We start from the raw sequence: 21956 nt of genomic DNA on the forward strand, positions 1-21956 counted from the left end.
ATCCATAAATGGAGATAAATCAAATCTATTTATACCGCGGGGGGGTATGTGTTATAGTATAAGTAACTTTACTATAACATTTTCATCAGGAGGGGTTAATTTGAATAATAATGGTGAAGAGCATAATCATCAAAATCACATGAATCATTCCAATCAAATGCATCATGATAACCATGCCTCACATCATCATAGTGGCCATGCACATCATCATGGAAATTTTAAAGTTAAGTTTTTTGTTTCATTAATTTTTGCAATACCTATCATTCTTTTATCGCCACTGATGGGTGTTAACTTACCTTTTCAATTCACATTTCCAGGTTCTGAATGGGTAGTGTTAATATTAAGTACAATTTTATTCTTTTATGGTGGTAAACCGTTCTTGTCTGGTGGTAAAGATGAAATTGCTACAAAAAAACCAGGTATGATGACCTTAGTTGCCCTAGGTATTTCAGTAGCTTATATTTATAGCTTGTATGCTTTTTATATGAATAACTTTAGTAGTGCAACTGGTCATACAATGGACTTTTTCTGGGAATTAGCAACCTTAATTTTAATTATGCTATTAGGACATTGGATAGAAATGAATGCTGTCGGAAATGCTGGAGATGCTTTAAAGAAAATGGCAGAACTGTTACCTAATAGTGCTATTAAAGTTATGGATAATGGCCAACGCGAAGAAGTTAAAATATCAGACATCATGACTGATGATATCGTCGAAGTAAAAGCCGGAGAAAGCATTCCAACAGATGGTGTTATCGTTCAAGGACAAACATCTATAGATGAATCCCTAGTCACTGGAGAATCTAAAAAAGTACAAAAAAATCAAAATGACAACGTCATCGGGGGTTCTATTAATGGGTCTGGAACAATACAAGTCAAGGTTACAGCTGTGGGAGAAGATGGATATCTTTCTCAAGTTATGGGACTTGTTAATCAAGCACAAAATGATAAATCTAGTGCTGAATTGTTATCTGATAAAGTAGCGGGTTATTTATTCTACTTTGCTGTAATTGTTGGCGTGATTTCTTTTATTGTCTGGATGCTCATTCAAAATGATGTTGATTTTGCACTCGAACGTCTTGTAACTGTGTTAGTCATTGCTTGTCCACATGCTTTAGGATTGGCAATACCTTTAGTCACTGCACGTTCTACTTCAATTGGTGCACATAATGGTTTAATTATTAAAAATAGAGAGTCTGTAGAAATAGCTCAACATATCGATTATGTAATGATGGATAAAACTGGTACTTTAACTGAGGGTAACTTTTCTGTGAATCATTATGAAAGTTTTAAAGAAGGATTAAGCAATGATACTATATTAAGCCTTTTTGCCTCATTAGAAAGTCAATCTAATCACCCATTAGCTATAAGTATTGTTGATTTTGCGAAAAGTAAAAATGTTTCATTTACTAATCCACAAAACGTTAATAATATTCCAGGTGTCGGATTAGAAGGTCTAATTGATGATAAAACATATAAAATAACAAATGTCTCTTATCTTGATAAACATAAACTTAATTATGACAATGACTTGTTTACTAAATTAGCTCAACAAGGTAATTCAATCAGCTATTTAATTGAGGATCAACAAGTCATTGGTATGATTGCTCAAGGAGATCAAATTAAAGAAAGCTCAAAACAAATGGTAGCTGATTTACTGTCAAGAAATATTACACCAGTCATGCTTACAGGTGACAATAACGAAGTGGCACACGCTGTCGCAAAAGAATTAGGTATTAGTGATGTCCACGCACAACTCATGCCAGAAGATAAGGAAAGCATTATAAAAGATTATCAAAGTGACGGTAAAAAAGTCATGATGGTTGGAGACGGTATCAACGATGCGCCGAGTCTTATAAGAGCCGATATTGGTATAGCAATTGGTGCAGGCACAGATGTTGCAGTGGATTCAGGTGATATCATACTTGTTAAAAGTAATCCATCAGATATTATTCATTTCTTGACCCTTTCAAATAATACTATGAGAAAAATGGTGCAAAACTTATGGTGGGGTGCTGGATATAACATTGTAGCAGTCCCTCTTGCCGCCGGTCTATTAGCTTTTATTGGTTTAATATTATCACCAGCTATAGGTGCAATACTGATGTCTTTAAGTACAGTCATCGTAGCAATTAATGCTTTTACATTAAAATTAAAATAAAAGGGGAATACAAATCTATGAGTAAAAATATATTTACGATTTTTATTATTTTGTTTTCAATATTACTTATAAGACCTCATAATGTATTGGCAGAAAGTATGCACAATATGAATATGGAAGAAGATAAACAAAAACAAAATGATGAAATGGATATGGAAGGACACGATGAAAGAAAAAAATTAAATTCCTCAAAAGGAATAAATGAAATAATTTTTCCGGAAATTTTAAAATCTGAAAAAGATAAAAATGGATATGAGAATTATACATTAAATGCACAGGAGGGAAAGACAGAATTTTATAAAGATAATTTTTCTGAAACTTTAGGATATAATGGAAATCTGCTCGGACCAACTCTGAAACTTAAAAGAGGTGAAAAAGTAAAAATTAAGTTAGTTAATAATTTAGACGAAAATACGACATTTCATTGGCACGGTCTTGAAATTGATGGAAAAGTAGATGGCGGTCCTTCTCAAGTTATAAAACCAGGTGAAGAAAAAATAATTAAATTTGAAGTCAAACAAGAAGCTGCTACATTATGGTATCATCCTCATCCTTCTCCAAATACTGCTAAACAAGTTTACAATGGACTATCTGGTCTATTATATATAGAGGACGGTAAAAATCATAATTATCCTAATGAGTATGGAAAAAATGATTTACCTATAATCATTCAGGATAAAACGTTTATATCAAAAAAATTAGATTATTCAGAAACAAAAGATATAGATGGTACTCAAGGTGATACAGTAATTGTTAATGGGAAAGTAAATCCTAAATTAACAACAAAAGAAGGAAAAGTTCGTTTAAGACTTTTAAATGGTTCTAACGCTCGAGATTTAAATCTTAAATTAAGTAATAATAAAAGTTTTGAATACATTGCTTCAGATGGGGGATTTTTAGACAAACCTCAGCAGTTAAAAGAGATAAATTTAGCTCCCTCTGAAAGAAAGGAGATAATTGTCGATTTATCTAAATTAAAAAATGGTAAAGTCAACCTTGTCGATAATGATAATACTGTGATTTTACCAATAAATAACAAAGAAAAAAGTGATAATAAGGAAATAACTACCAAAATAGATAAGAGAATAAAACTAGAAGGTATGGATGATAAGGTCACTATTAATGGCAAAAAATTTGATCCTAATAGAATAGATTTAACGCAAAAGAAAGATAAAAAGGAAATTTGGGAAATTGAAAACGTTAAAGACAAAATGGGGGGAATGAAGCACCCATTCCATATTCACGGTACTCAATTTAAAGTTGTTTCAGTAGATGGGAAGGCACCTCCAAAAGATATGAAAGGTAAAAAAGACGTTATATCTTTGGAACCTGGTCAAAAAGCCAAAATCGAAGTTGTTTTTAAAAACACCGGAATATTCATGTTTCATTGTCATATCCTTGAACATGAAGATAGCGGTATGATGGGACAAGTAAAAGTAACAAAATAATAAATAAGGAATTTTAAATATGTATAAAAAATTAGGGTTTATTATATTAGCATCAGGATTAGTATTGTCAGCTTGTTCAGATGGAAAGGAAGAAGATAAAAATACTAAAGATCAAAAACAAGAAGAACATATGGAACACAAAAGTGAAAGTAAAGTTCCAGACGATATGACAAGTACAGATGATAGTAAATTTAAAAAAGGTGACAAAGTTACTATCACAGCAGGACACATGCCAGGTATGAAAAACGCAAAAGCTACTGTTAAAGGCGCTTATGAAACATATGCTTATGTCGTAAGCTATACACCTACCAACGGGGATGAAAAGGTAAGTAATCATAAATGGGTTGTTAATGAAGAGGTTGCCGATGCTCCAGAAAATGGATTTAAGAAAGGTGATACAGTGAAATTAGAAGCTGACCATATGCCTGGAATGAAAGGTGCAGAAGCAAAAATAGATGATGTAAACAAGACAACTGTTTATGTAGTTGATTATAAATCGACTGAAAACGATAAAATGGTAAAAAATCATAAATGGATGACAGGAAATGAACTGGAAGCACGCTAAAAATCTAGTTCTAAATTGAGAAATAAATAAATATAAAAAATATTCTTCTTAATCAATAATTTAAATAACTTATTATTGTTAAGGAGAATATTTTTTTAGTGTGTAAATTAAAAAGAATTTTAGAAGAATAACATTTATCAAAAAATTGTTCATTACCTTATTAATTGAAATTATATAATTAAAAACCGCATCATTAACTGATACGCAGAAGCGTATCATCGATAGTAAGTTTTTTTGTTGTAAAGTTTAATAAAGGTCCTTATTTAAAAACAGACGACTATATGATGTGCTACCCAAAAGTTGCACTTTTAGAATTAAGCAGATTGTAAGGTATGTTTTCCGAATTCATCAGGAGACATGCCTTTTAATTTTAGCTCAATTCTATCTTTATTATAGTATCTAATATATTCATGTACTGCGATTTCTAATGCTTCATATGTCTTGAAGACTTCTCCATAAAACATAATATTCCAAAGAAGTTCTCCGTCGGTGAATTATCTAAACAGTTCCCTTTACGTGACATGCTCGTTGTCGCACCAAATTCTGTTATGGTATTTCCCCAACTACTATACTGATAATGAAATCCTTGATCCGAGTGAACCATTAATTGATTTAAATCATTTCGATGTCGTTCAAACGCCTGTTTTAACGGTTGAATCGTGATATCTAAGTTCGGTGAACGACTGACCTTATATGTGATAATTTCAGAGTTATAACAGTCCATAATTGTTGATAGATATAATTTCTTGCCTTTGACCTTAGTTCTTCTCTTAGATGTTCTAACTCTTCGCGTTTTGTTTCATTCAGCAGTTTACTCTTCGATACTTGTTTTTGGCTATTTTCTTTCTTAGACATATGTTTTATATTGTCCAACCCATGTTTGAATAAGCGATCTATTCACATTATGCTTTTTACCTAAAAATTTATATCCTCCTGCTTTGTTTAAATATTCATTAACTACTTTACCTTAAATTCAAAGCTAGGCTTTTTATTTTTCATACAAAAACACCCCTAAAGTTGGGTTTAGTGTCCAACTTTAGGGGTGCAGCACAATAGGAACTGACCTAAAAAAATGAGACAAATAAAAACACCTTTCGTTGAAAATAGGGTATAGAACCTTATGAAATCAATTTGGAGGTGTTTTTTCTATGGCGACGAGAGTAAGTTATCCAGCAGAAGTGAAAATGAAAGCTATTGAAATGAGATTGGCCGGTGTTCCTGTGAAGCAAGTAATGGAAGAACTATGCATCCGTAATGTAACGCAACTCAAAACATGGATGAAATGGTATCGTAATGGCGAACTTCATCGCTTCCAAAAGCCTGTTGGAAAGCAATACACGTATGGAAAGTACCAGAAAATGAAAGTGAAACAGCTGAACTTCAAGCAGAAAATCGGTATTTGCGACAACAGGTAGATATTTTAAAAAAGTACAGAGACTTGGAGAGGACGTGGTACCAAAAGTAGTGGTTCAGTTATCAGCTAGTAGAAGAGTTAAAAGAAGTAATGACGGTAAGTAAAGTGTGCCTGCACTTAGGAGTAGCCCGATTTACATACTATCGTTGGCGTAAAACAGCTAATCAGCACACACAAAAAGAAGAACGAGACCAACAGATTGGCGACTTGTGTAAAAAGAATAAATTTCATTATGGCTATCGAATGATTGCCAGTCTATACCCTGGTGTAAGTGAGAAAAGGGTACAACGTGTCATGCAGAAGAACGGTTGGCAGTGCCGTGTTAAATTGAAAAAACGCAAGCGAACAGGACAACCTGTATATGTAGCACCCAATATCGTATCACGTGATTTCACGGCTATACAGCCTCTCGAAAGATTAGTGACTGATATTACGTACTTGCCTTTTGGTCAATCTATGATGTATCTTTCGAGTATAAAGGATCTATGCAATGGTGAAATCGTGGCCTACACTATTGGATCCACACAAGATACAGCCTTCGTATTGGATACCCTAAATCAAATAGCAGAGCTATCAGAGGGCTGTATTCTTCATAGTGATCAAAGTTCTGTTTATACGTCTTATGCTTATCAAAAAACAGTCAAAAAGAAAGGAATTACCATGAGTATGTCCCGTAAAGGCACGCCCGCTGATAATTTCCTCATCGAAACGTTTCACTCCTCGCTAAAGTCTGAAATGTTATACCTCGACGAAATCTATCGCACAACAAATGCTTGTGTAATACAAATTTTCGAAGAGTATATTGACTATTATAACCATATCCGTATTCAAAAGAAACTAAACAGCCAGTTGCCAGTACAATACCGTCAAAAGGCTGTTTAGAGGGTGTTTTATTATTGTCTCAAAAATGACAGGCAGTGCCATGAGAAGATTGATGAATTTCTTTATTGCTAAGTTCATTTATTAAGTGTAAATCCATTATTTCAGTTTTCTTTCAGTAGAAATTAATTGTCATACTATTTTTTATTAATCTCAGACAAATATTTTGCATAACCGATTGCTCTTTTTGCAACATCAAATTCATAATAGAGAAATCCTGGTCTTCTTAAATTGAGTTCTAAAAGATAGATATGTCCATTCTCATCAATTGCAAAATCTATTCCTATCTCACTTATTTTCGTCTTAAATAATTCTTCAAATAAGTCAGTGAATCTTCTAGATAACCAGCGCATTTTTTTATTAATAGTTTCGTAATTTTCATCGCCATAATTACGCTTTATGAAACCTTCCCACAGTCCTGTATAACCTCCCAGTTTCATTGGCGTCATTTTCTCAAATTCAATCCCAATTCTCGGTAAAATCACAACGATTTCCCACTTATTATTGTAGTTCCGCATTAGATGCGATCTGATATCAAATGCTTGATAATCCTTAGTACGACTCATAATATACTTCTGGACAACATAAGCATTCTTATCTACAGTTTTATTCAGCCATTGTTCAAATTCTTCTTGATTCATACTTAATTCTTTATTTTTATATACAATTCTGTAGTTTTTGTCACTTAATTCAATATAATATAAATCATTACCCATCAGACCAATCTGGGGCTTTATGATAATCTTCTTATATTTTTTAATAAATTTAATTGTTTCATTGGTATTTTGATAATAAATATAAGGAATTATATATTCTGCTAAAGAACCTTCTTCTTTAAATTTGTCATACACCTCAATTTTATTTAAAGAACCTCCAAATGCATTATGAGTTAAAGGGATGTGACTCAAAGTATCATAGATTTTCTTATATTTTTTTCTTCCCACCAGTCGAATACGATCATATACAACATCAATATCTTGGATATATGAATATTCTTTAGTTTCCCATTTATGATTTATGTATGTTTTTCCATGAATTATTTTATTTCCATAATCAATGTCATCAGGTGTGAAATAGAAAAACTCACAATTATACATACTTGCTGCAGCGACACATGCCATTTTTAATTTGCTGATACCTTTAGACGGTGACAACATAGCAATAACCGGTTTCTTATTTTCATTTTTTACAATCTGATTTACCGTTAACTTATTTTCTTCTTGCAATGCTAAATATTTCGCATACTTCATGGCAACTTCCTGAGCGTCAAGCTCAAACATTGTACATCCTGGAAATGAGTTGACTTCAAATAGCCAAAGCTTCCCATTTTCATCAATACCAATATCTAAACCTAAAGCATCTAACTCATAATCATATCCCTTTTGAAAATATACTGGAAATTCTTTAGCAAGTTTTCTTAATTCGTCGAGTATCACTTTCCATTTTTCAGCAAAGTTGTATTTAAGGAATGGGACAATTTTTGCAATTGATCCTCCCTGACTGAGATTACTTTCAACACTTCTGCCGCTTCCAATTCGAGGATAAATTTTTACACTTTGCCAATTACCCCCTTCTCCCCGTCTTACATGAATCCGTATATCAAAAGGAAGACTTGATTTAGTCACTGAAGAAATATACTTCTGAACAATATAATTTTTATTTGTAAGTTTATATATGTATTTTTCAACTTCTGTTTCATTATATGTATTTATATTTTCGGCGGCCCTTATTGTATATTTATCATCTTTCTTTTCTATATAAATAATTCCTTTACCGCGGTTTCCGCCGGAAGGTTTTATAATTATTCTCGAGTGTACACTCAGCATTTCCTTAACATCATTGATATTTTTCAAATCTCTATAAGGGATTACTAACTCTGCATATCTTTCATTAATCAGCCTTTTGTTCACGAAATCTTTGTTTCCTATTCTGTGCATAGTAAACGGAATCGTTTTTTCAAGTTCTTGATAAATATTTTTCGATATTTTCTTTGAAGGCGAATTATCAATGACATCCGGAAATTCAGTTACCATTCTGATCCATTCTCCATTCTTTAAAAACAATCCATTTATATTTTTATGATTTATGTCTACATCTTTTGGATTAAAAAAGAAGAAATCACAATCTAACATTTCGGCAGACAAAGCTGCTGCTTTAGCCATTGTATTTGGATTTTCAAAATGTCTAAGCATGCCTATTAAAGGTTTCTTTCTAGTGTTTTTCATTTGTAACCTCCGTTGTTAAACTTGAAATGCATACTAATATCATACCACTTATTATATGTGGGTTTACAGATATTTTCAATTACAGTTTAAACTCTACGTAAAATTGACAATTACACTAAAATAAAAAAGAACGGATTTTCATCCGTTCTTTCATTTCTACGTCGCTACTCCGAGCGGTGAGAATATTATATAACTGACGACAACAACTGCAAGGACTGCAATTCCTGCGACATATCTGTATTTCCAAGGTGTCATATCCACTTTTGAGAAGTCTTTGCTTAAATCAAATTCATTCGATGGATACAGTTTGTTAAATATCAGCAATTCAGCAAGGTCTATAAAGAAGAGTACGCTCAGTATATATAAATAATGTACATCCCTTAACAGTAGGTTTGTCGATGTATACAAAACTATATGTGTAATAAAGGTCACTTTCGCACCAAGTTTCGATGTCTTCTTCGCAAAGAATCCGACTACAACAAGGATCAGAACAGGCAGACTGTATATACCGTTAAACTGTTGCACCACCGCATACAGTCCTGACGAGAAAAGCGAAATAACCGGTGCAAGTATCACTACTATTACACCTACAATTATAGTTGTGATTCTTCCCACTACTGCTAATCTTCTGCCTGAGACTTTTTTATTTATAAATGATTTGTAAAAGTCGAGTGAGAACAAGGTCACCGTACTGTTGAGTGCCCCGACAAATGAACTCAATATGACTCTGAAAATAATCGCACCGAAGATACCTAAGGCCCATTCAGGTAAGAGTGTATTAATCAGCATCGGATATGCATTATCAGCTGTACTCCATACATCTCCATGGAATATGTTAAATACAATAATACCCGGAAGTAATAAGAAAAGTGCACTGAATATTTTAAATATGCTTAAGTATATTGCGCCTTTCTGCGCTTCTTTTAAGATTTTCGCAGCCAGTGCTTTTTGCACAATCATCTGGTTTGTACACCAGAAAAACAAGTTATTAAAGAACATCCCGAACATCAGGGTCGGCCACGGTACAATCGTTGAATCTACTGCACCCCAGCCGTTTAATTTCTTAGGAGTTTCTTTAACAATGTGGTCGAAGCCATGCAGATAGCTTTCATCTCCTAAATATTTAAACGCAAGCACTGTGACAAGCAAGCCGCCGAATATTAGGCTGATGCCGTACAGCGTATCACTGTAGGCACTGAGTGACAGTCCGCCGATAAATAAATACAGTATACCGACAGCGCCGATTACCGCTGCGATAATAATAACTGCAGTATTATCGCTCACATTCAGAGATTCGCTGACCTTGAATAACTGATTAAACACCAGTGATTCCGAATATAAAACAACCGGCAGGAACGATACTATATACGTGAATATAAATAAAAGTGATACGAGTCTTTTAGTAAAAACATCGTAACGCATTTCAATAAATTCTGAAATCGTGATGATTCCGTATTTTAAATACTTAGGCAAAAACACCCAGCACAAAAGCACTACTGCTACTGTTGCTGTTACTTCTCATTCCATAACTTCCATACCTGCAACAAAGCTCTGGCCATTTTGTCCGACGAGCTGTTCGGTTGATAAGTTTTCATGATTATTGTAGAAGCTACAGCTAAACCGGCCAGGCTGTGTCCGCCCATAAAATATCCGGATGCACTGTTTTTATTTACACTTCTAGATCTGAAATATACATATAATGTGACGCCGATAATTACTATTAAAAATAAAATAATAGACCAAACATTGAACTGTAACCCATAATTTAGACAATTAAAAAAAGCGTCATGCTGCGAGTAGATGACCTCGGTATTGTACCGGGGTCATCTTTTTTAATCACCACTGATATCTTTCATTATTATACTTATTGATATAATTACCAACTGTATGCTTCAGTTCTTTAAAGAACTGGCACGCTTTATGGTCCACCATATCCTTAAAATGACCAAAGAAGGATTCCATAGGGGCATTATCCCAGCAGTTTCCCCGACGGGACATGGATTGGCGGAGACCCAGTTGTTTGACTCTGTTCTGGAACTCGGGGTGGGTATAATGGATGCCCTGATCGGAATATATCATTGCTTCCGGATGAAACAATTCTACGGTTTCATTCAGCTGTTTGAGGATGCGATAGACGATATCCATCTTTAGAGAGCGTGAGACGACATGGGTAATGATTTCTTTCGTTATACTGTCTTTGACGCAGGAGATATATGCTTTTTGGCCGTTTCCATAGTAAATGTAAGTGATGTCGGTCAGATACACTTTGCCCAGTTCATTTTGATCGAATGTCCGGCCCAACAAATTCTTGCTTGTGCTGTGCACCTTCGTCGCTTTCAACATATGCCTGTACGGTTTGGCTTGTCTGATTGTTGCGGTTAAATGATATTTTTTCATCAATCGCCGTATCTTTTTGTGGTTCATGATGATGCCGTAATCGTTCTCCAAAAACAGTTTGATTTGTAGTGCACCGATTTTTCCCTTTTCTGCATCAAAAATCTTTTCAATCAATGCCGCGTCTTTGTCGTCATTTTTCATTCTCATTTGCCTGCCTCTCCTTTTAAATACGCGTAATAACCACTTCGGCTGACACCAGAGAGCTTACATAGGTGGGATACCATATTTTTAAGTGGATGCTTGCGATGGAATTGTTCGATCAGTTCATATACTTCAGACGGTTTTAGTCTCGTCTCTGATGCTTCGCCTGCCTTTCGCGTGTTTCGAGCTTTTTAGAAATTCATTTTCTGCCTCTAAATATTTGATCCGTGCTTCAGCCCGCTTTAATTTTTTCTGCTGCTGAGCGCGCCGTGTCGGATGGCCGTCCTGTGGCCCCTCTGCCCCGGGAATCATTTTTCAGTCCGACCTCACCATGCTTTTCATATGTTTTTCGCCACCGGCTGAGGGACCGGTCCGGCTGTTCTTTTCCGATAATCGCCAGGTCAAATCCATGGTCAATGAATATCCGCACCGGTGTGCCCCCTGAAAGATAGGTTTGGACAGCCACCTTCTTGAATTCCGGATGATAAGTGATCGAGCGCTCTGAGACTCTGAGAATATTTGGATTCTTTTCTAACTGCTTCATTTCAAATGCTGAAAAATGCTGTGCCATAAGCTGCCTCCGTTCCAATACTTTGTTTCATTATAAAGAAGATCATTGAGTGGGCACAGAAAAACTCGAATAATGGATGTTTTTTATTAACTGTCCATTATTCGGGTTATAGTTCACTCAGATTGCACTCCTGCTTTTCTAACGTTGGGATTTCCTATGTAACCAATAATTAAGGATTTTCAAGGGTATTTGGGTTCCAAATTAAAGTTCAATTACATTAAACCTGATGAAGTTTTAAAAGTAAAACTACCTTCGTTCATTTTGAGAGAATTTATACATGCTTCATATAGAATGAAAAATGGAGAGCCATTTTCTTACAGTAATGATTTAACAATTAAAGTGAAATACTTTGATAAAGAAAAATCTAAATTTCAATATCTCTCTACTAAAATGCCATACGAAATTAAATATAAAGGGCAGGGCTATGCTACATTTCAATATTGAACCGGCCGTCATAAGATTAGACTAGTATTAAAAAAGTACCGTAAAAAAAGCATCGTAAGTGAGGCGGGTTTTATTTATGAAAGTAAAATAAAATTTGAATTCCATCTTAAATGTATTATATGTTCATTGTTGGGTAATATGTAGATGTTTAAGAAGTTGATTTATATAATGTTTATCAATTTATGATAAAGAGGGTTATCGTGATGAAGAGTTTGATAAAAAGGATAAAGGGACATGGATAGTTGAATCTATCATGACAATTGAACCAAAAGGTAAGTACAAGGAAACTAGAGGTATGTTTCTATATATTAATCGCAATACTAGAACAACTAAAGGTTATTATTACGTGAGGAAAACAACAGATGACAGTAAAGGTAGACTAAAAGATGATGAAAAGAGATATCCTGTAAAAATGGAACACAATCAAATTATTCCAACGAAGCCGATACCTAATGACAAACTAAAAAAAGAAATAGAAAACTTCAAATTTTTTGTACAATATGCCAACTTTAAAGATATTAATGATTATAAAAACGGGGATATTTCATACAATCCTAATATTCCTAGTTATTCTGCGAAATATCAACTGAATAATAATGACTATAACGTGAAACAATTAAGAAAAAGATATGATATTCCAACCAATCAAACCCCTAAGTTATTGTTAAAAGGGGATGGCGACTTAAAAGAATCATCCGTAGGTTCTAAAAATTTAGAATTTACTTTTGCAGAAAATAAAGAAGAGGATATATTTTTTACAGATGCAGTACAATTCACTCCTAGCGAGGATGATGAATCATGAGTCAAACAGATTATCAAATAACACCTGATAATATAAAAGGTAATTCTAAAGAAACCAGCTCAATATCCAAAATCAGTTATGAAATAGAAAATGCGAATAATAAAAGTTTGAAAAAATGGCAAAGGTTATTCGATGGATGGTTTTATGATTACACCTGGAAGTGACTGAAAATAATCAGTAGTCCTAAGATAATTTTTTATATGGAAATTCATAAAGCATCCTTCATCACAAAATGAAGGGTGCTTTGTTTATTTATAAGTGTTATATTTAGAAATGACTTACTGCTCATTATCTATAAAGATTTGTACATTGAAAATATTGATTGTTTTAACAATAGGAGGTCATGTTGTTATTATGAGTCAGTTTAAGGACACATTATATAAACTATTTGAGCCAATGATGAAAATAGAGTTCTATCAAACTCTTTTGGTTAATCTTTTAATTATACTTGCTTATATCTTGATGGGTATAATTGTAATTGCGATATCAAGAAAGTTAGTTACTAAATTTTTCAACGTTAATGAAAAGAAAAAGAACCGTCATAAAATTAAGAGAAGTGAAACACTATCCACATTGATTCAAAATTTAATAAGTTATGTCGTATGGTTTATTGTCCTTACGTCAATACTTTCACGTTTCGGTATTAGTGTATCAGCAATTTTAGCAGGAGCTGGAGTTGTTGGTGTTGCCGTTGGTTTCGGAGCACAAACAATTGTAAAAGACATTATTACTGGTTTCTTTATTATATTTGAAGGACAGTTTGATGTGAGTGATTATGTTCAAATTAATGCATCTGGGGTAACAATTGCTGAAGGTACAGTTAAAACGATTGGTTTAAGATCAACACGTATACAATCAGATACTGGAGAAATTTATACATTACCTAATGGTATGATTAGTGAAATAGTCAATTATTCTGCTACAGATGTTTCACCTATTGTGATGATACCGATTTCTCCAAATGAGAATTATAAAGTAATAGAAGAGAAATTATTAAGATTTTTACCTACATTAAAGAATAAATATGACATATTTGTATCCGCACCAGAATTACTTGGTTTAGATAGTGTTGATGGCAATGAAATGGTGATTAAACTTTTAGCACATGTTAAGCCCGGAATGCATTTTCCAGGACAACGTTTGCTTCGTAAAGAGGTCATACAATACTTTAGTGAAGAAGGCATTCATATTCCTAAACCAACACTTGTAAAACTTGATAAAGAATTGAATAAAAAAGAATAGTCTGCAGTTTCATTTTTAATGTGAAAATTCATAAAGCATCCCTCATCGCAAAGTGAAGGATGCTTTATTTTTATTATGATAAGTCATGAGTGATAGTGATTTGAAAAACATTGTTGAGTAAAGTTGTTATAAAGTCATCATGTATGAAATTTCATAGACAGTATCTTGTATTGATACATTGTATACACACTATTCATTCTGGCTTTAGTTATATTTAAACAAGAGGAATGAAGATGACAAAACTCTTTACTGTTAAAACAATATTTGCTTTTATAGTTTTGTATAGATGTGCATATAATTTTAACTTTGCAACAGAACCTACGATTAATATAAGACCACATAAAAAAGGAACAACACTCGTTATGTATGCCAAAGATAAAGCGAATAATAAGAGTGCTTCTTTAAAGTTAAAAGTAAAATAAATCAAAAATGAAACAATGATGCATTGTGAACTTCACGAAATCATATTACGATAGTAGTAACAAAAACTTTCATAAAGGGCGTTATCTTTGGAAGAAATTAACTTGTTAGAAGATAAAAAATTAGCGAATAAACTAGCTATATATTCTTATATTAGCTTTGTTGTTTTCGGCATCATTTTTTATATTATTATGAAGTTCTCAGATACACCGAAATTTTTTGATTCCTTGTTAGTTAATGCATTATTCGTGATTATTCTGATCGTACTTATGTTTGCTGTGCACGAGTGTATTCACGGGGTATTTTTCAAACTCTTTTCACCTGAAAATAAAGTTTATTTTGGGGCAGGTAACGGTATGATTTATTGTGCAATACCAGGTGGGACGTTTACACCGCTTACGTTTTTAATTAGTAGTATCGCACCGTTTGTCATCATCACAATGCTATTTATAGTGACTTTATTTTTAGGATGGTTTCCACGAGGACTCTTTTTCTTCTTTGCCACATTTCATGCAGGATGTTGCGCTGGTGATTTCTATTGGGTTTGGAAAATGATTAAAGCTCCGAAAGACGCAACCATTGAAACAACGGATAAAGGCATTATTATCCGTTCATAATTAAGATATGTTTAATAAATTTTTTAAAAGCATCCAACATTAAATGACCTGTTGGGTGCTTTTAGTTTTATAATACCAACTCGATATCATCTAAGTGTTTTCCAATAGCTACCAAATACAAAGGAACATCTGATTTGAATTGAATCGGTGTTAATTCGATTTCTCCTTCAGCGTATTGAACTAAATGTATCAATTTACTATCTGTAAAACGCAAAAATCCTTTCACACGGTATACTTGTTGTGGGAGTTGGGTTAACCTTTCAATGAAATCTGCTTTTGTTTGTGAGCGAGGCGTATCTATCAACTGATGATTGATGGCGTGATGGAGTGTACCTCTTTGTTTAGCATCTAAATGTTTCACGTTTAACAATGTGTTTAACGTTAATTCTCCCCATTGTCCTACTTGTATGTTTGCGTCTCCATTAATGACCTCTAGATGTCTTAATAAGCAAGCGATTTGATTAAAATCAGCGATATCAATCTTATTCACAAATAATGTAGAACAATGACTTAACTGTTCATAGAATAACGCTTGAATATCTCTAGGGTATGTTTCTATCTTCTCGTACAACTTTGCATCAATGATGCCGAGCATACTTCTAATAGTGGTAATTGGAGCTAGTACAGGGGTTAGACAGGCGTCAACAACGGCCAATGGTTCAGCGATACCACTACATTCTATAAACACAAGATCTGGTTGATGTTCTAAATATATTTCATGCAATTGTTGTGAAACGTTTGATTTCATAGCACAGCAAATGCAGCCTTCTACAATCTCACTGATAGGAATAGTTGGATGAATGAGTTGACTATCGACACTCATTTTTCCGAATTCATTAATAATTAATGCAGTTTTTATATCATGATTCAATGCGTCTTTAATTAGATGGTTCAATGTTGTTGTCTTGCCACTGCCTAAGAAACCTCCAACAATAATGATTTCCATAATAAACTCCTAACTTTGAATGAGATACCCGCGTTACGATTTTACAGTGTTATTGAGGTAGGGAAATAAATCAATAATCAAATCGTAATTATTACTATTTAAAAAGTATACCTAAATCGATACACATTTTCAAAAAATGAATAAATTAAGGGGGGATTAAATGCATTTTTGATGTCTAACATTAATAATTTTAAAAATTAGCATTGACAATTAGACGGATTAATGTAAATAATAAAACGTAATGATTTTGATTTAGGAGATGTATACATGTTTAAGAGAAGTATTATTTTATTATTTGTAGCTGTTTTAACCTTATCACTAGCTGCATGTGGCAAAGGTGATAGTGATAAATCATCTGATCATAAAGGTAAGTTAGAAGTGAAAACGACTGTTTATCCACTTAAATCATTTGCGCAACAAATCGGTGGTAAATATGTTGATGTTGAATCAGTTTATCCAAACGGAGTAGACCCACATACATATGACCCAAGTCAGAAACAAATGGTTGATATTGGTAAATCAGATTTGTTCGTATACACAGGTGATAATTTAGATCCCGTAGCTAAGAAAATTGCCAAAGCCATTAATGATAAAGATAAAACATTATCTTTAGAATCAACATTAGATAAAAATAGTGACTTATTAAAAGGCGAAGAACACGAACATGAGCATGAACATGGTGAAGAGCATGAAGACGGCGAAGAACATGAGCACCATCATCATGGCAAGTATGATCCTCATATCTGGTTAGATCCTGTGATCAGTCAAAAATTCGCTAAAGAAATTAAAGATGAATTAGTTAAGAAAGATAATAAACATAAAGATTACTATGAAGATAACTATAATAAATTAGTTAAAGACTTAAAAGGCATCGATAAAGATATGAAACAAGCAGTTAAAGGTAACGAAGGTAAAACAGTTTATATTTCACATGACTCTATTGGTTACTTAGCAGATAGATATAACTTCAAACAAGAAGGTATCGAAAATATGAATGCTGAAGAACCTAGCCAAAAAGATTTAACAAATATTGTTAAACAAATTAAAGAAGATAAAGTGAAATATATCTTAGCTGAAGAAAATGTATCTAACAAAGTTGCCGACACAGTTAGAAAAGAAACTGACGCAAAAACAATTAAATTCTATAATATGGGCTCACATACGAAACAACAAGATGACGACAAAAATACGTATCAATCATTTATGAAAGAGAACGTTAAAGCGATTGAAAAAGCCCTTAAGAATGAATAATACGATATAAGATAAAAGGTATTAATGCTTCATATCAAGGCCTCGTGATGATAGTCATGAGGTCTTCTTTATAAGTAGAGGTAAGTCTTCCCTCCTTATAGAAGGAAGATAGAATTGGGCAGGGATTAATGTTATGGTGATAATGAATCATAGTATTAGAGGAGTGTATTAGAAATGTCTTTAGGTACATTGGTGCATGTTATATTTTATACGCTATTCTTTATAATAGTCGGAATGGCACCTGTACTTGGCGTTTATTTGCAAAAAAGAAAACAAAAAGATAGTAAATCTAAATAATCATTAATATTTATTAAAAATAGGCAGCTAGCAGATTAAATTCTACTAGCTGTCTTTTTGTATATTTATGAACGCGTGAATAAATTGTTATAAATTAAAGTGATGACAATTCGATATTATATAATTGTAATATTTATTAAAAGTTGAAAAACTATAAAAATGAATATTGTAGTGTACATTGATTAAGGTATATAATAAATTAAAGCAAAAATTTATTAATTTGAAACATGATGAAAGTAGGGATGAGTATAGTGAACAAAGGGGTAGCATTAAAGAGATATTCACTTATATTAGTTGTCTTTCTGATAATGATGTGTTTATCTTTTCATTTTCAATTTAATGAAGCGAATGCTTCTACTAAAAGTGATAAATTAGATGTACAACAAACATCTCAACAACCTGTCGTTAAACAACAAAATAAGTCAGTAAATGTATCTAAAGATAAAGTTGTAGCAACGCAGACTAAGGTACAAACGCCGTCTAAGGTAACAAATCGCAATCAAGCTTCGTTACAAAAGACAATGGCACCTTCTAAACGAGCACATGTTACTTCAACACATGTGACACCAAAAAGTACTAAAGTAAAACCTTCATCGCAAAACTTTTCAAAACAAAAGCAACCAACTAAGGTTAACAAAAAAGTTGTCTCAACAAATAAAAAACCACAAAAAGCATCAAAAGTAACGCGCGCACAATCTGTGAAGCCACAGTTATTAGCACAAACAACTAAAACAAAAAGTAAGCCAACTTCGTCAAAAGTATCGGCAAGTAAACCATCTACGAAAGTGGCAGTTGTAACTAAGTCTAAAACTGCGAAACCAAGTGCACAAACAACAGTCAAAGCGTCTAAAAAAGCATCATCAACGACGAAGAAGAATTATTACAATCAAGCACCTAAGCGTTGGCCATCTAATGTGCCTGGTGGTGATAATGTACGTGATTTCGGTCAAACGACGAAAGAATCAGGTATTGATGACGCCTTAAAAATTATGAAGAAATCAGGAAACAAAGGTGTAACCATTGAACATGCTAAGGCGAAAGATGCCAATATCGCAACAGTTTATAATTGGAATCCAAAAGCAAAACAATTAACATATGGCACTGGTACAGCAATTGGAAAGCATACGATTCTAACTGCAAATCATGTTGTAAATGATCAAAGTGCGCATAAGCCTTTGACACCGTCACAACCACAAAATATGCGTATCAACATATTACAAGAGGGATCTAAAATTGTGCGTACACTTGAAGTCTTTGGTGTTCAAATGTTGCAATATGGTGATGTTTCTCTAGTGTATACGTATGAAGATATTTCAAAGTATATGAAGATAAGAAAGATTGCATCAGAAAGTTCAATTAAAGCAATGAAAGCAAATACGCCTATTCACATGTACCATTATGGTAAGCCGACTAATGATCCTGCCGGTACAATGTATCATTCAAAAGGGAAATATACGATGCCTGCACGTAATGTGAACCCGATTGGCTATTATCAAATGATGGCTGAACCAGGTTCTTCTGGTGGGGCAGTCTTAAATAGTAAAAATGAAGTCATTGGTGTCCATGCGTTCCGATTAAACTCAGGAGATTATAAAAAATATAATTTAAATACGATGGCTGAAATCAGAGGTAAATTACGTAAAGAAATTATTGATAATATTGTGTAGTGATTTATTAATTTAATAAATTTAAAAAAGTGAGCGGGATGACATAACTAGGGTAATGTCAATATCCCGCTCACTTTATGTGTAATTGGATCTATTTTTGTGTGTAAAACGCATCGAATACGTTGTTTAAATCCTTGTTTGCAGCATCTAAGATTTCGTCTTCAGGTAAGACTGACGTACCTTAGGCACGAGCGATGTAAAACTCATCAAATCCCATGATTTCTTTAAACATTTCTTTTAAATAGTAATATGAGAATTCAAGTGGCGTATAACGGTCGTCATTTGTATAGACACCACCACTTGCTTGTAATAATAGTGCTTTATAATCATCGGTCATTAAGCCAACAGAACCATCCTCAGTATATTTAAATGTTTCTCTAGCAATCATAATGTTGTCGATGTAGTCTTTTAATCTAGATGTGATATTGAAATTGTGAAGTGGTGTTAGAATGACAATGCGATGGTTAGCTTTAAATTGATTTAATAAGAATGCCGACATATCAGCAATTTTTGTTTCATCATCTGATAAGGACTCGCCTAAACTTTGCTTGTTCCAAACATTTAATAATTGATCACCTTCGATACGAGGTACATTAATATCATATAAATTTAATTCTTCAATTTCCTCGTTTGGAAATGTAGTTTTATATTTATCTAGAAATAAATTTTTTAATTTGGCGGTATACGTTGATTCATTATTAAAATCTGGGTGGGCATTAATAAGTAGCGTTATTATATATTTTTAATATCAAAATAACTATGATTTTAATCTAAAATTGCTCAATTTATTTAATTACGGGGTATCCATAGAATAAAGGGGAGATGATGAATGGCAACAGACAAAATTTTTCATGAAACATTCTTAAATAAAATTAATTCAAGCAAAATCAAAACGAGAAGTATGATGGGGGAGTATCTCGTATACTATGATGGCAAAGTGATAGGTGGTTTGTAGGATAATAGATTGTTAGTTAAAGCCTCAAATTCTTCCCTCGAAAAGCTAGAAGGATATGAATTAGTATCGCCGTATCGGAATGCGAAAGAGATGATATTCATACCTAATATCAGTGATATTGAAGACATCGAGACTTTATTTTCAGACATAAAGAATGATTTACGTTAATCATTTGCTAATTGGGGAAGCTGTCATAGTTGTCGTCGCAGGTGGTATTAAAACAACGTGAACGTTATAGGGAAGGTAGACTACGGTCACTAACATGTTAGTCTTACCCCAGGACCACAAATAAATACACTAACTAAACAGACGTAGCATTAGACATCTATAACCAACTAAGGTATGAATGTCCGTGCTACATCTCGTTTTATATTCAAAAATTACTTTTCAGCCAAGTACTTCACTGCAACGTCTTTGTAGATATCGATATATTTAAGATACATGTCCTTTTCAATATATTCATCCACTTGATGGGCCATAATCGTAATTCCTGGACCAACAATAGCAAGATCTACATTATTAGGATTATCACCCAACAGACTTGAAGCATCCGTAGTACCTATGAATGCTGCAACAAAGACGTCTTCTTTACTCACATAATGAGGTGCTACATCTGTAATTACTTGAATTAAAGTACTATCTTTATCACTTGTGACGGGACGATGATCACTTACGACTTCAAACGACAATGCTTCAGGACTTACTTCATCAATCGTTTGTTGGAATAAATCTTTAACAAAGTCATTATTATACTCGGGTACTGGTCTTACATTATATTCAATAGATACTTCATCGGGTACAGAATTAAATTGTTTGCCACCCTTGATAATAGAACCCATCATTGTAAATCCTGATGCGAAGTTCTCCTCTTCTTCGCTTAATGTGCCCTTCATAAATTTGTTTACCATTGGTGCAACATCTAACTCATGTTGAAGGTCATGCTGTTTGATATCATCATATTTTGAATTTAAGTGATTGATAAACTGTACTAATGTGTCTACTGCATTCTTCCCTAAAAATGGCATTGAACTGTGTGCAGCAATCCCAGTGGCAGTTACTTTACACGCCATTGAACCTTTGTGTGCATAGAATACCCCGTTGTCTGTAGGTTCTCCGATGATTAAGCCATCAATGTCATCTAAATAACCCTCTTTAACAAATCGTTTGGCACCTTCTTGTTCTTTTTCTTCTCCAGTTGTCGCAAGTAAACGAATTGTTCCTTTAGATAAATCTCCAGACAATTTTAATTCAATGAGTGCGATAACCATGCCCATCAAGGCACCTTTCATATCCGTCGTTCCACGTCCGTACAATTTGCCGTCCTGTTCTGTAAGTTTAAATGGCGGATAAGTCCATTTTTCATGATGCCCGGCATCAACTACGTCCATATGGCCACTCATCGCTAATATTGGGGAACCACTCCCAATTTCAGCTACTAAGTTCGCTCTTGTCTCGCTCACTTTTATTATTTTAGAAGGTATATCGTATTGAGCTAATAAGTTTTGTATATAGTG

15 protein-coding genes and 7 pseudogenes are annotated in these 21956 nt (G+C 33.5%); 14 read left to right on the forward strand and 8 right to left on the reverse strand.

Going from position 1 to position 21956, the window contains the following annotated elements; translation table 11 throughout:
• Positions 1 to 100 precede the first annotated feature (100 nt).
• The 3 genes from HMPREF2715_RS10735 to HMPREF2715_RS10745 are packed head-to-tail and all read left to right on the forward strand — an operon-like array spanning position 101 to position 4174.
• Complete coding sequence (locus tag HMPREF2715_RS10735) at positions 101 to 2161, forward strand: heavy metal translocating P-type ATPase (RefSeq protein WP_070678303.1); 2061 nt, start codon at positions 101 to 103, stop codon at positions 2159 to 2161.
• A 17-nt stretch (positions 2162 to 2178) separates the two neighbouring features.
• A complete protein-coding gene (locus HMPREF2715_RS10740) occupies positions 2179 to 3609 on the forward strand; it encodes a multicopper oxidase family protein (protein WP_070840106.1) in 1431 nt (476 codons plus the stop codon).
• A 19-nt stretch (positions 3610 to 3628) separates the two neighbouring features.
• A complete protein-coding gene (locus tag HMPREF2715_RS10745; RefSeq protein ID WP_053031304.1) occupies positions 3629 to 4174 on the forward strand; it encodes a DUF1541 domain-containing protein in 546 nt (181 codons plus the stop codon).
• Between the two features lie 314 nt (positions 4175 to 4488).
• Here HMPREF2715_RS10745 and HMPREF2715_RS12475 read toward each other — a convergent pair whose 3' ends face one another.
• Both HMPREF2715_RS12475 and HMPREF2715_RS11950 read right to left on the reverse strand, forming a co-directional pair.
• Positions 4489 to 4638 (reverse strand): IS3 family transposase, encoded by a 150-nt coding sequence (locus tag HMPREF2715_RS12475; RefSeq protein WP_141749000.1) that lies wholly within the window; start codon positions 4636 to 4638, stop codon positions 4489 to 4491.
• Positions 4599 to 4919, reverse strand: a pseudogene (locus HMPREF2715_RS11950) (transposase); the annotation flags it as partial. The pseudogene HMPREF2715_RS11950 and the gene HMPREF2715_RS12475, both read right to left, overlap by 40 nt.
• 403 nt (positions 4920 to 5322) lie before the next feature.
• Here HMPREF2715_RS11950 and HMPREF2715_RS10760 point away from each other — a divergent pair.
• Positions 5323 to 6470 (forward strand): annotated as a pseudogene (locus HMPREF2715_RS10760) (IS3 family transposase).
• A 134-nt stretch (positions 6471 to 6604) separates the two neighbouring features.
• Here HMPREF2715_RS10760 and HMPREF2715_RS10765 read toward each other — a convergent pair.
• From HMPREF2715_RS10765 to HMPREF2715_RS11780, 3 genes and pseudogenes are all read right to left on the reverse strand, one after another.
• Positions 6605 to 8692, reverse strand: a complete 2088-nt coding sequence (locus tag HMPREF2715_RS10765) for a YheC/YheD family protein (RefSeq protein WP_070581205.1) — start codon at positions 8690 to 8692, stop codon at positions 6605 to 6607.
• Positions 8693 to 8848: 156 nt separating this feature from the next.
• A pseudogene (locus tag HMPREF2715_RS10770) lies at positions 8849 to 10428 on the reverse strand (solute:sodium symporter family transporter).
• A gap of 100 nt (positions 10429 to 10528) precedes the next feature.
• Positions 10529 to 11801 (reverse strand): annotated as a pseudogene (locus tag HMPREF2715_RS11780) (IS3 family transposase).
• A gap of 189 nt (positions 11802 to 11990) precedes the next feature.
• On the opposite strand from HMPREF2715_RS11780, the gene HMPREF2715_RS10785 reads away from it, so the two are divergent.
• From HMPREF2715_RS10785 to HMPREF2715_RS10805, 6 genes and pseudogenes are all read left to right on the forward strand, one after another.
• Positions 11991 to 12245: a hypothetical protein gene (locus HMPREF2715_RS10785; RefSeq protein ID WP_070581204.1), complete on the forward strand. Its 255-nt coding sequence runs from the start codon at positions 11991 to 11993 to the stop codon at positions 12243 to 12245.
• Between the two features lie 181 nt (positions 12246 to 12426).
• Positions 12427 to 13047: pseudogene (locus tag HMPREF2715_RS10790) on the forward strand (tandem-type lipoprotein); the annotation flags it as partial.
• Positions 13044 to 13211, forward strand: coding sequence for a hypothetical protein (locus tag HMPREF2715_RS12130; RefSeq protein WP_154392796.1), 168 nt, complete (start codon positions 13044 to 13046; stop codon positions 13209 to 13211). The pseudogene HMPREF2715_RS10790 and the gene HMPREF2715_RS12130, both read left to right, overlap by 4 nt.
• Before the next feature lie 190 nt (positions 13212 to 13401).
• Positions 13402 to 14289, forward strand: a complete 888-nt coding sequence (locus HMPREF2715_RS10795; protein WP_053036231.1) for a mechanosensitive ion channel family protein — start codon at positions 13402 to 13404, stop codon at positions 14287 to 14289.
• 233 nt (positions 14290 to 14522) lie between these two features.
• Positions 14523 to 14711, forward strand: coding sequence for a hypothetical protein (locus tag HMPREF2715_RS10800; RefSeq protein ID WP_070840109.1), 189 nt, complete (start codon positions 14523 to 14525; stop codon positions 14709 to 14711).
• Between the two features lie 87 nt (positions 14712 to 14798).
• Positions 14799 to 15326, forward strand: a complete 528-nt coding sequence (locus HMPREF2715_RS10805; RefSeq protein ID WP_070632341.1) for a DUF3267 domain-containing protein — start codon at positions 14799 to 14801, stop codon at positions 15324 to 15326.
• Positions 15327 to 15393: 67 nt separating this feature from the next.
• Here HMPREF2715_RS10805 and HMPREF2715_RS10810 read toward each other — a convergent pair whose 3' ends face one another.
• Positions 15394 to 16272, reverse strand: a complete 879-nt coding sequence (locus HMPREF2715_RS10810) for a CobW family GTP-binding protein (protein WP_070632336.1) — start codon at positions 16270 to 16272, stop codon at positions 15394 to 15396.
• Positions 16273 to 16539: 267 nt separating this feature from the next.
• Here HMPREF2715_RS10810 and HMPREF2715_RS10815 point away from each other — a divergent pair, with 267 nt between their 5' ends.
• From HMPREF2715_RS10815 to HMPREF2715_RS10820, 3 genes are all read left to right on the forward strand, one after another.
• On the forward strand, positions 16540 to 17523 hold the full coding sequence (locus HMPREF2715_RS10815) for a metal ABC transporter solute-binding protein, Zn/Mn family (protein ID WP_049426151.1): 984 nt from the start codon (positions 16540 to 16542) through the stop codon (positions 17521 to 17523).
• Between the two features lie 174 nt (positions 17524 to 17697).
• Positions 17698 to 17820, forward strand: coding sequence for a hypothetical protein (locus HMPREF2715_RS12360; protein ID WP_016930490.1), 123 nt, complete (start codon positions 17698 to 17700; stop codon positions 17818 to 17820).
• A 308-nt stretch (positions 17821 to 18128) separates the two neighbouring features.
• Positions 18129 to 19487 carry a trypsin-like peptidase domain-containing protein gene (locus HMPREF2715_RS10820; protein ID WP_070632332.1) on the forward strand — a complete coding sequence of 453 codons (1359 nt, stop codon included), beginning with the start codon at positions 18129 to 18131 and terminating at the stop codon, positions 19485 to 19487.
• A 184-nt stretch (positions 19488 to 19671) separates the two neighbouring features.
• Here the strand turns inward: HMPREF2715_RS10820 and HMPREF2715_RS10825 are convergent.
• Positions 19672 to 20223 (reverse strand): annotated as a pseudogene (locus HMPREF2715_RS10825) (FMN-dependent NADH-azoreductase); the annotation flags it as partial.
• A 93-nt stretch (positions 20224 to 20316) separates the two neighbouring features.
• On the opposite strand from HMPREF2715_RS10825, the pseudogene HMPREF2715_RS10830 reads away from it, so the two are divergent.
• A pseudogene (locus HMPREF2715_RS10830) lies at positions 20317 to 20610 on the forward strand (TfoX/Sxy family protein).
• 212 nt (positions 20611 to 20822) lie between these two features.
• Here HMPREF2715_RS10830 and HMPREF2715_RS10835 read toward each other — a convergent pair.
• The coding region (locus HMPREF2715_RS10835) for an ArgE/DapE family deacylase (protein ID WP_070840112.1) at positions 20823 to 21956 on the reverse strand (1134 nt) is incomplete at its 5' end.

It is taken from the genome of Staphylococcus sp. HMSC062A01 (genome assembly GCF_001836805.1).
Taxonomy (GTDB): domain Bacteria; phylum Bacillota; class Bacilli; order Staphylococcales; family Staphylococcaceae; genus Staphylococcus; species Staphylococcus haemolyticus.

Coding starts and splice junctions, on each gene's coding strand:
- HMPREF2715_RS12130 (WP_154392796.1), top strand. CDS start 13,044: ATGAGTCAAACAGATTATCAAATAACACCTGATAATATAAAAGGTAAT.
- HMPREF2715_RS10800 (WP_070840109.1), top strand. CDS start 14,523: ATGACAAAACTCTTTACTGTTAAAACAATATTTGCTTTTATAGTTTTG.
- HMPREF2715_RS10765 (WP_070581205.1), bottom strand. CDS start 8,692: ATGAAAAACACTAGAAAGAAACCTTTAATAGGCATGCTTAGACATTTT.
- HMPREF2715_RS12360 (WP_016930490.1), top strand. CDS start 17,698: ATGTCTTTAGGTACATTGGTGCATGTTATATTTTATACGCTATTCTTT.
- HMPREF2715_RS12475 (WP_141749000.1), bottom strand. CDS start 4,638: ATGTTTTATGGAGAAGTCTTCAAGACATATGAAGCATTAGAAATCGCA.
- HMPREF2715_RS10820 (WP_070632332.1), top strand. CDS start 18,129: ATGATGTGTTTATCTTTTCATTTTCAATTTAATGAAGCGAATGCTTCT.
- HMPREF2715_RS10745 (WP_053031304.1), top strand. CDS start 3,629: ATGTATAAAAAATTAGGGTTTATTATATTAGCATCAGGATTAGTATTG.
- HMPREF2715_RS10740 (WP_070840106.1), top strand. CDS start 2,179: ATGAGTAAAAATATATTTACGATTTTTATTATTTTGTTTTCAATATTA.
- HMPREF2715_RS10795 (WP_053036231.1), top strand. CDS start 13,402: ATGAGTCAGTTTAAGGACACATTATATAAACTATTTGAGCCAATGATG.
- HMPREF2715_RS10815 (WP_049426151.1), top strand. CDS start 16,540: ATGTTTAAGAGAAGTATTATTTTATTATTTGTAGCTGTTTTAACCTTA.
- HMPREF2715_RS10810 (WP_070632336.1), bottom strand. CDS start 16,272: ATGGAAATCATTATTGTTGGAGGTTTCTTAGGCAGTGGCAAGACAACA.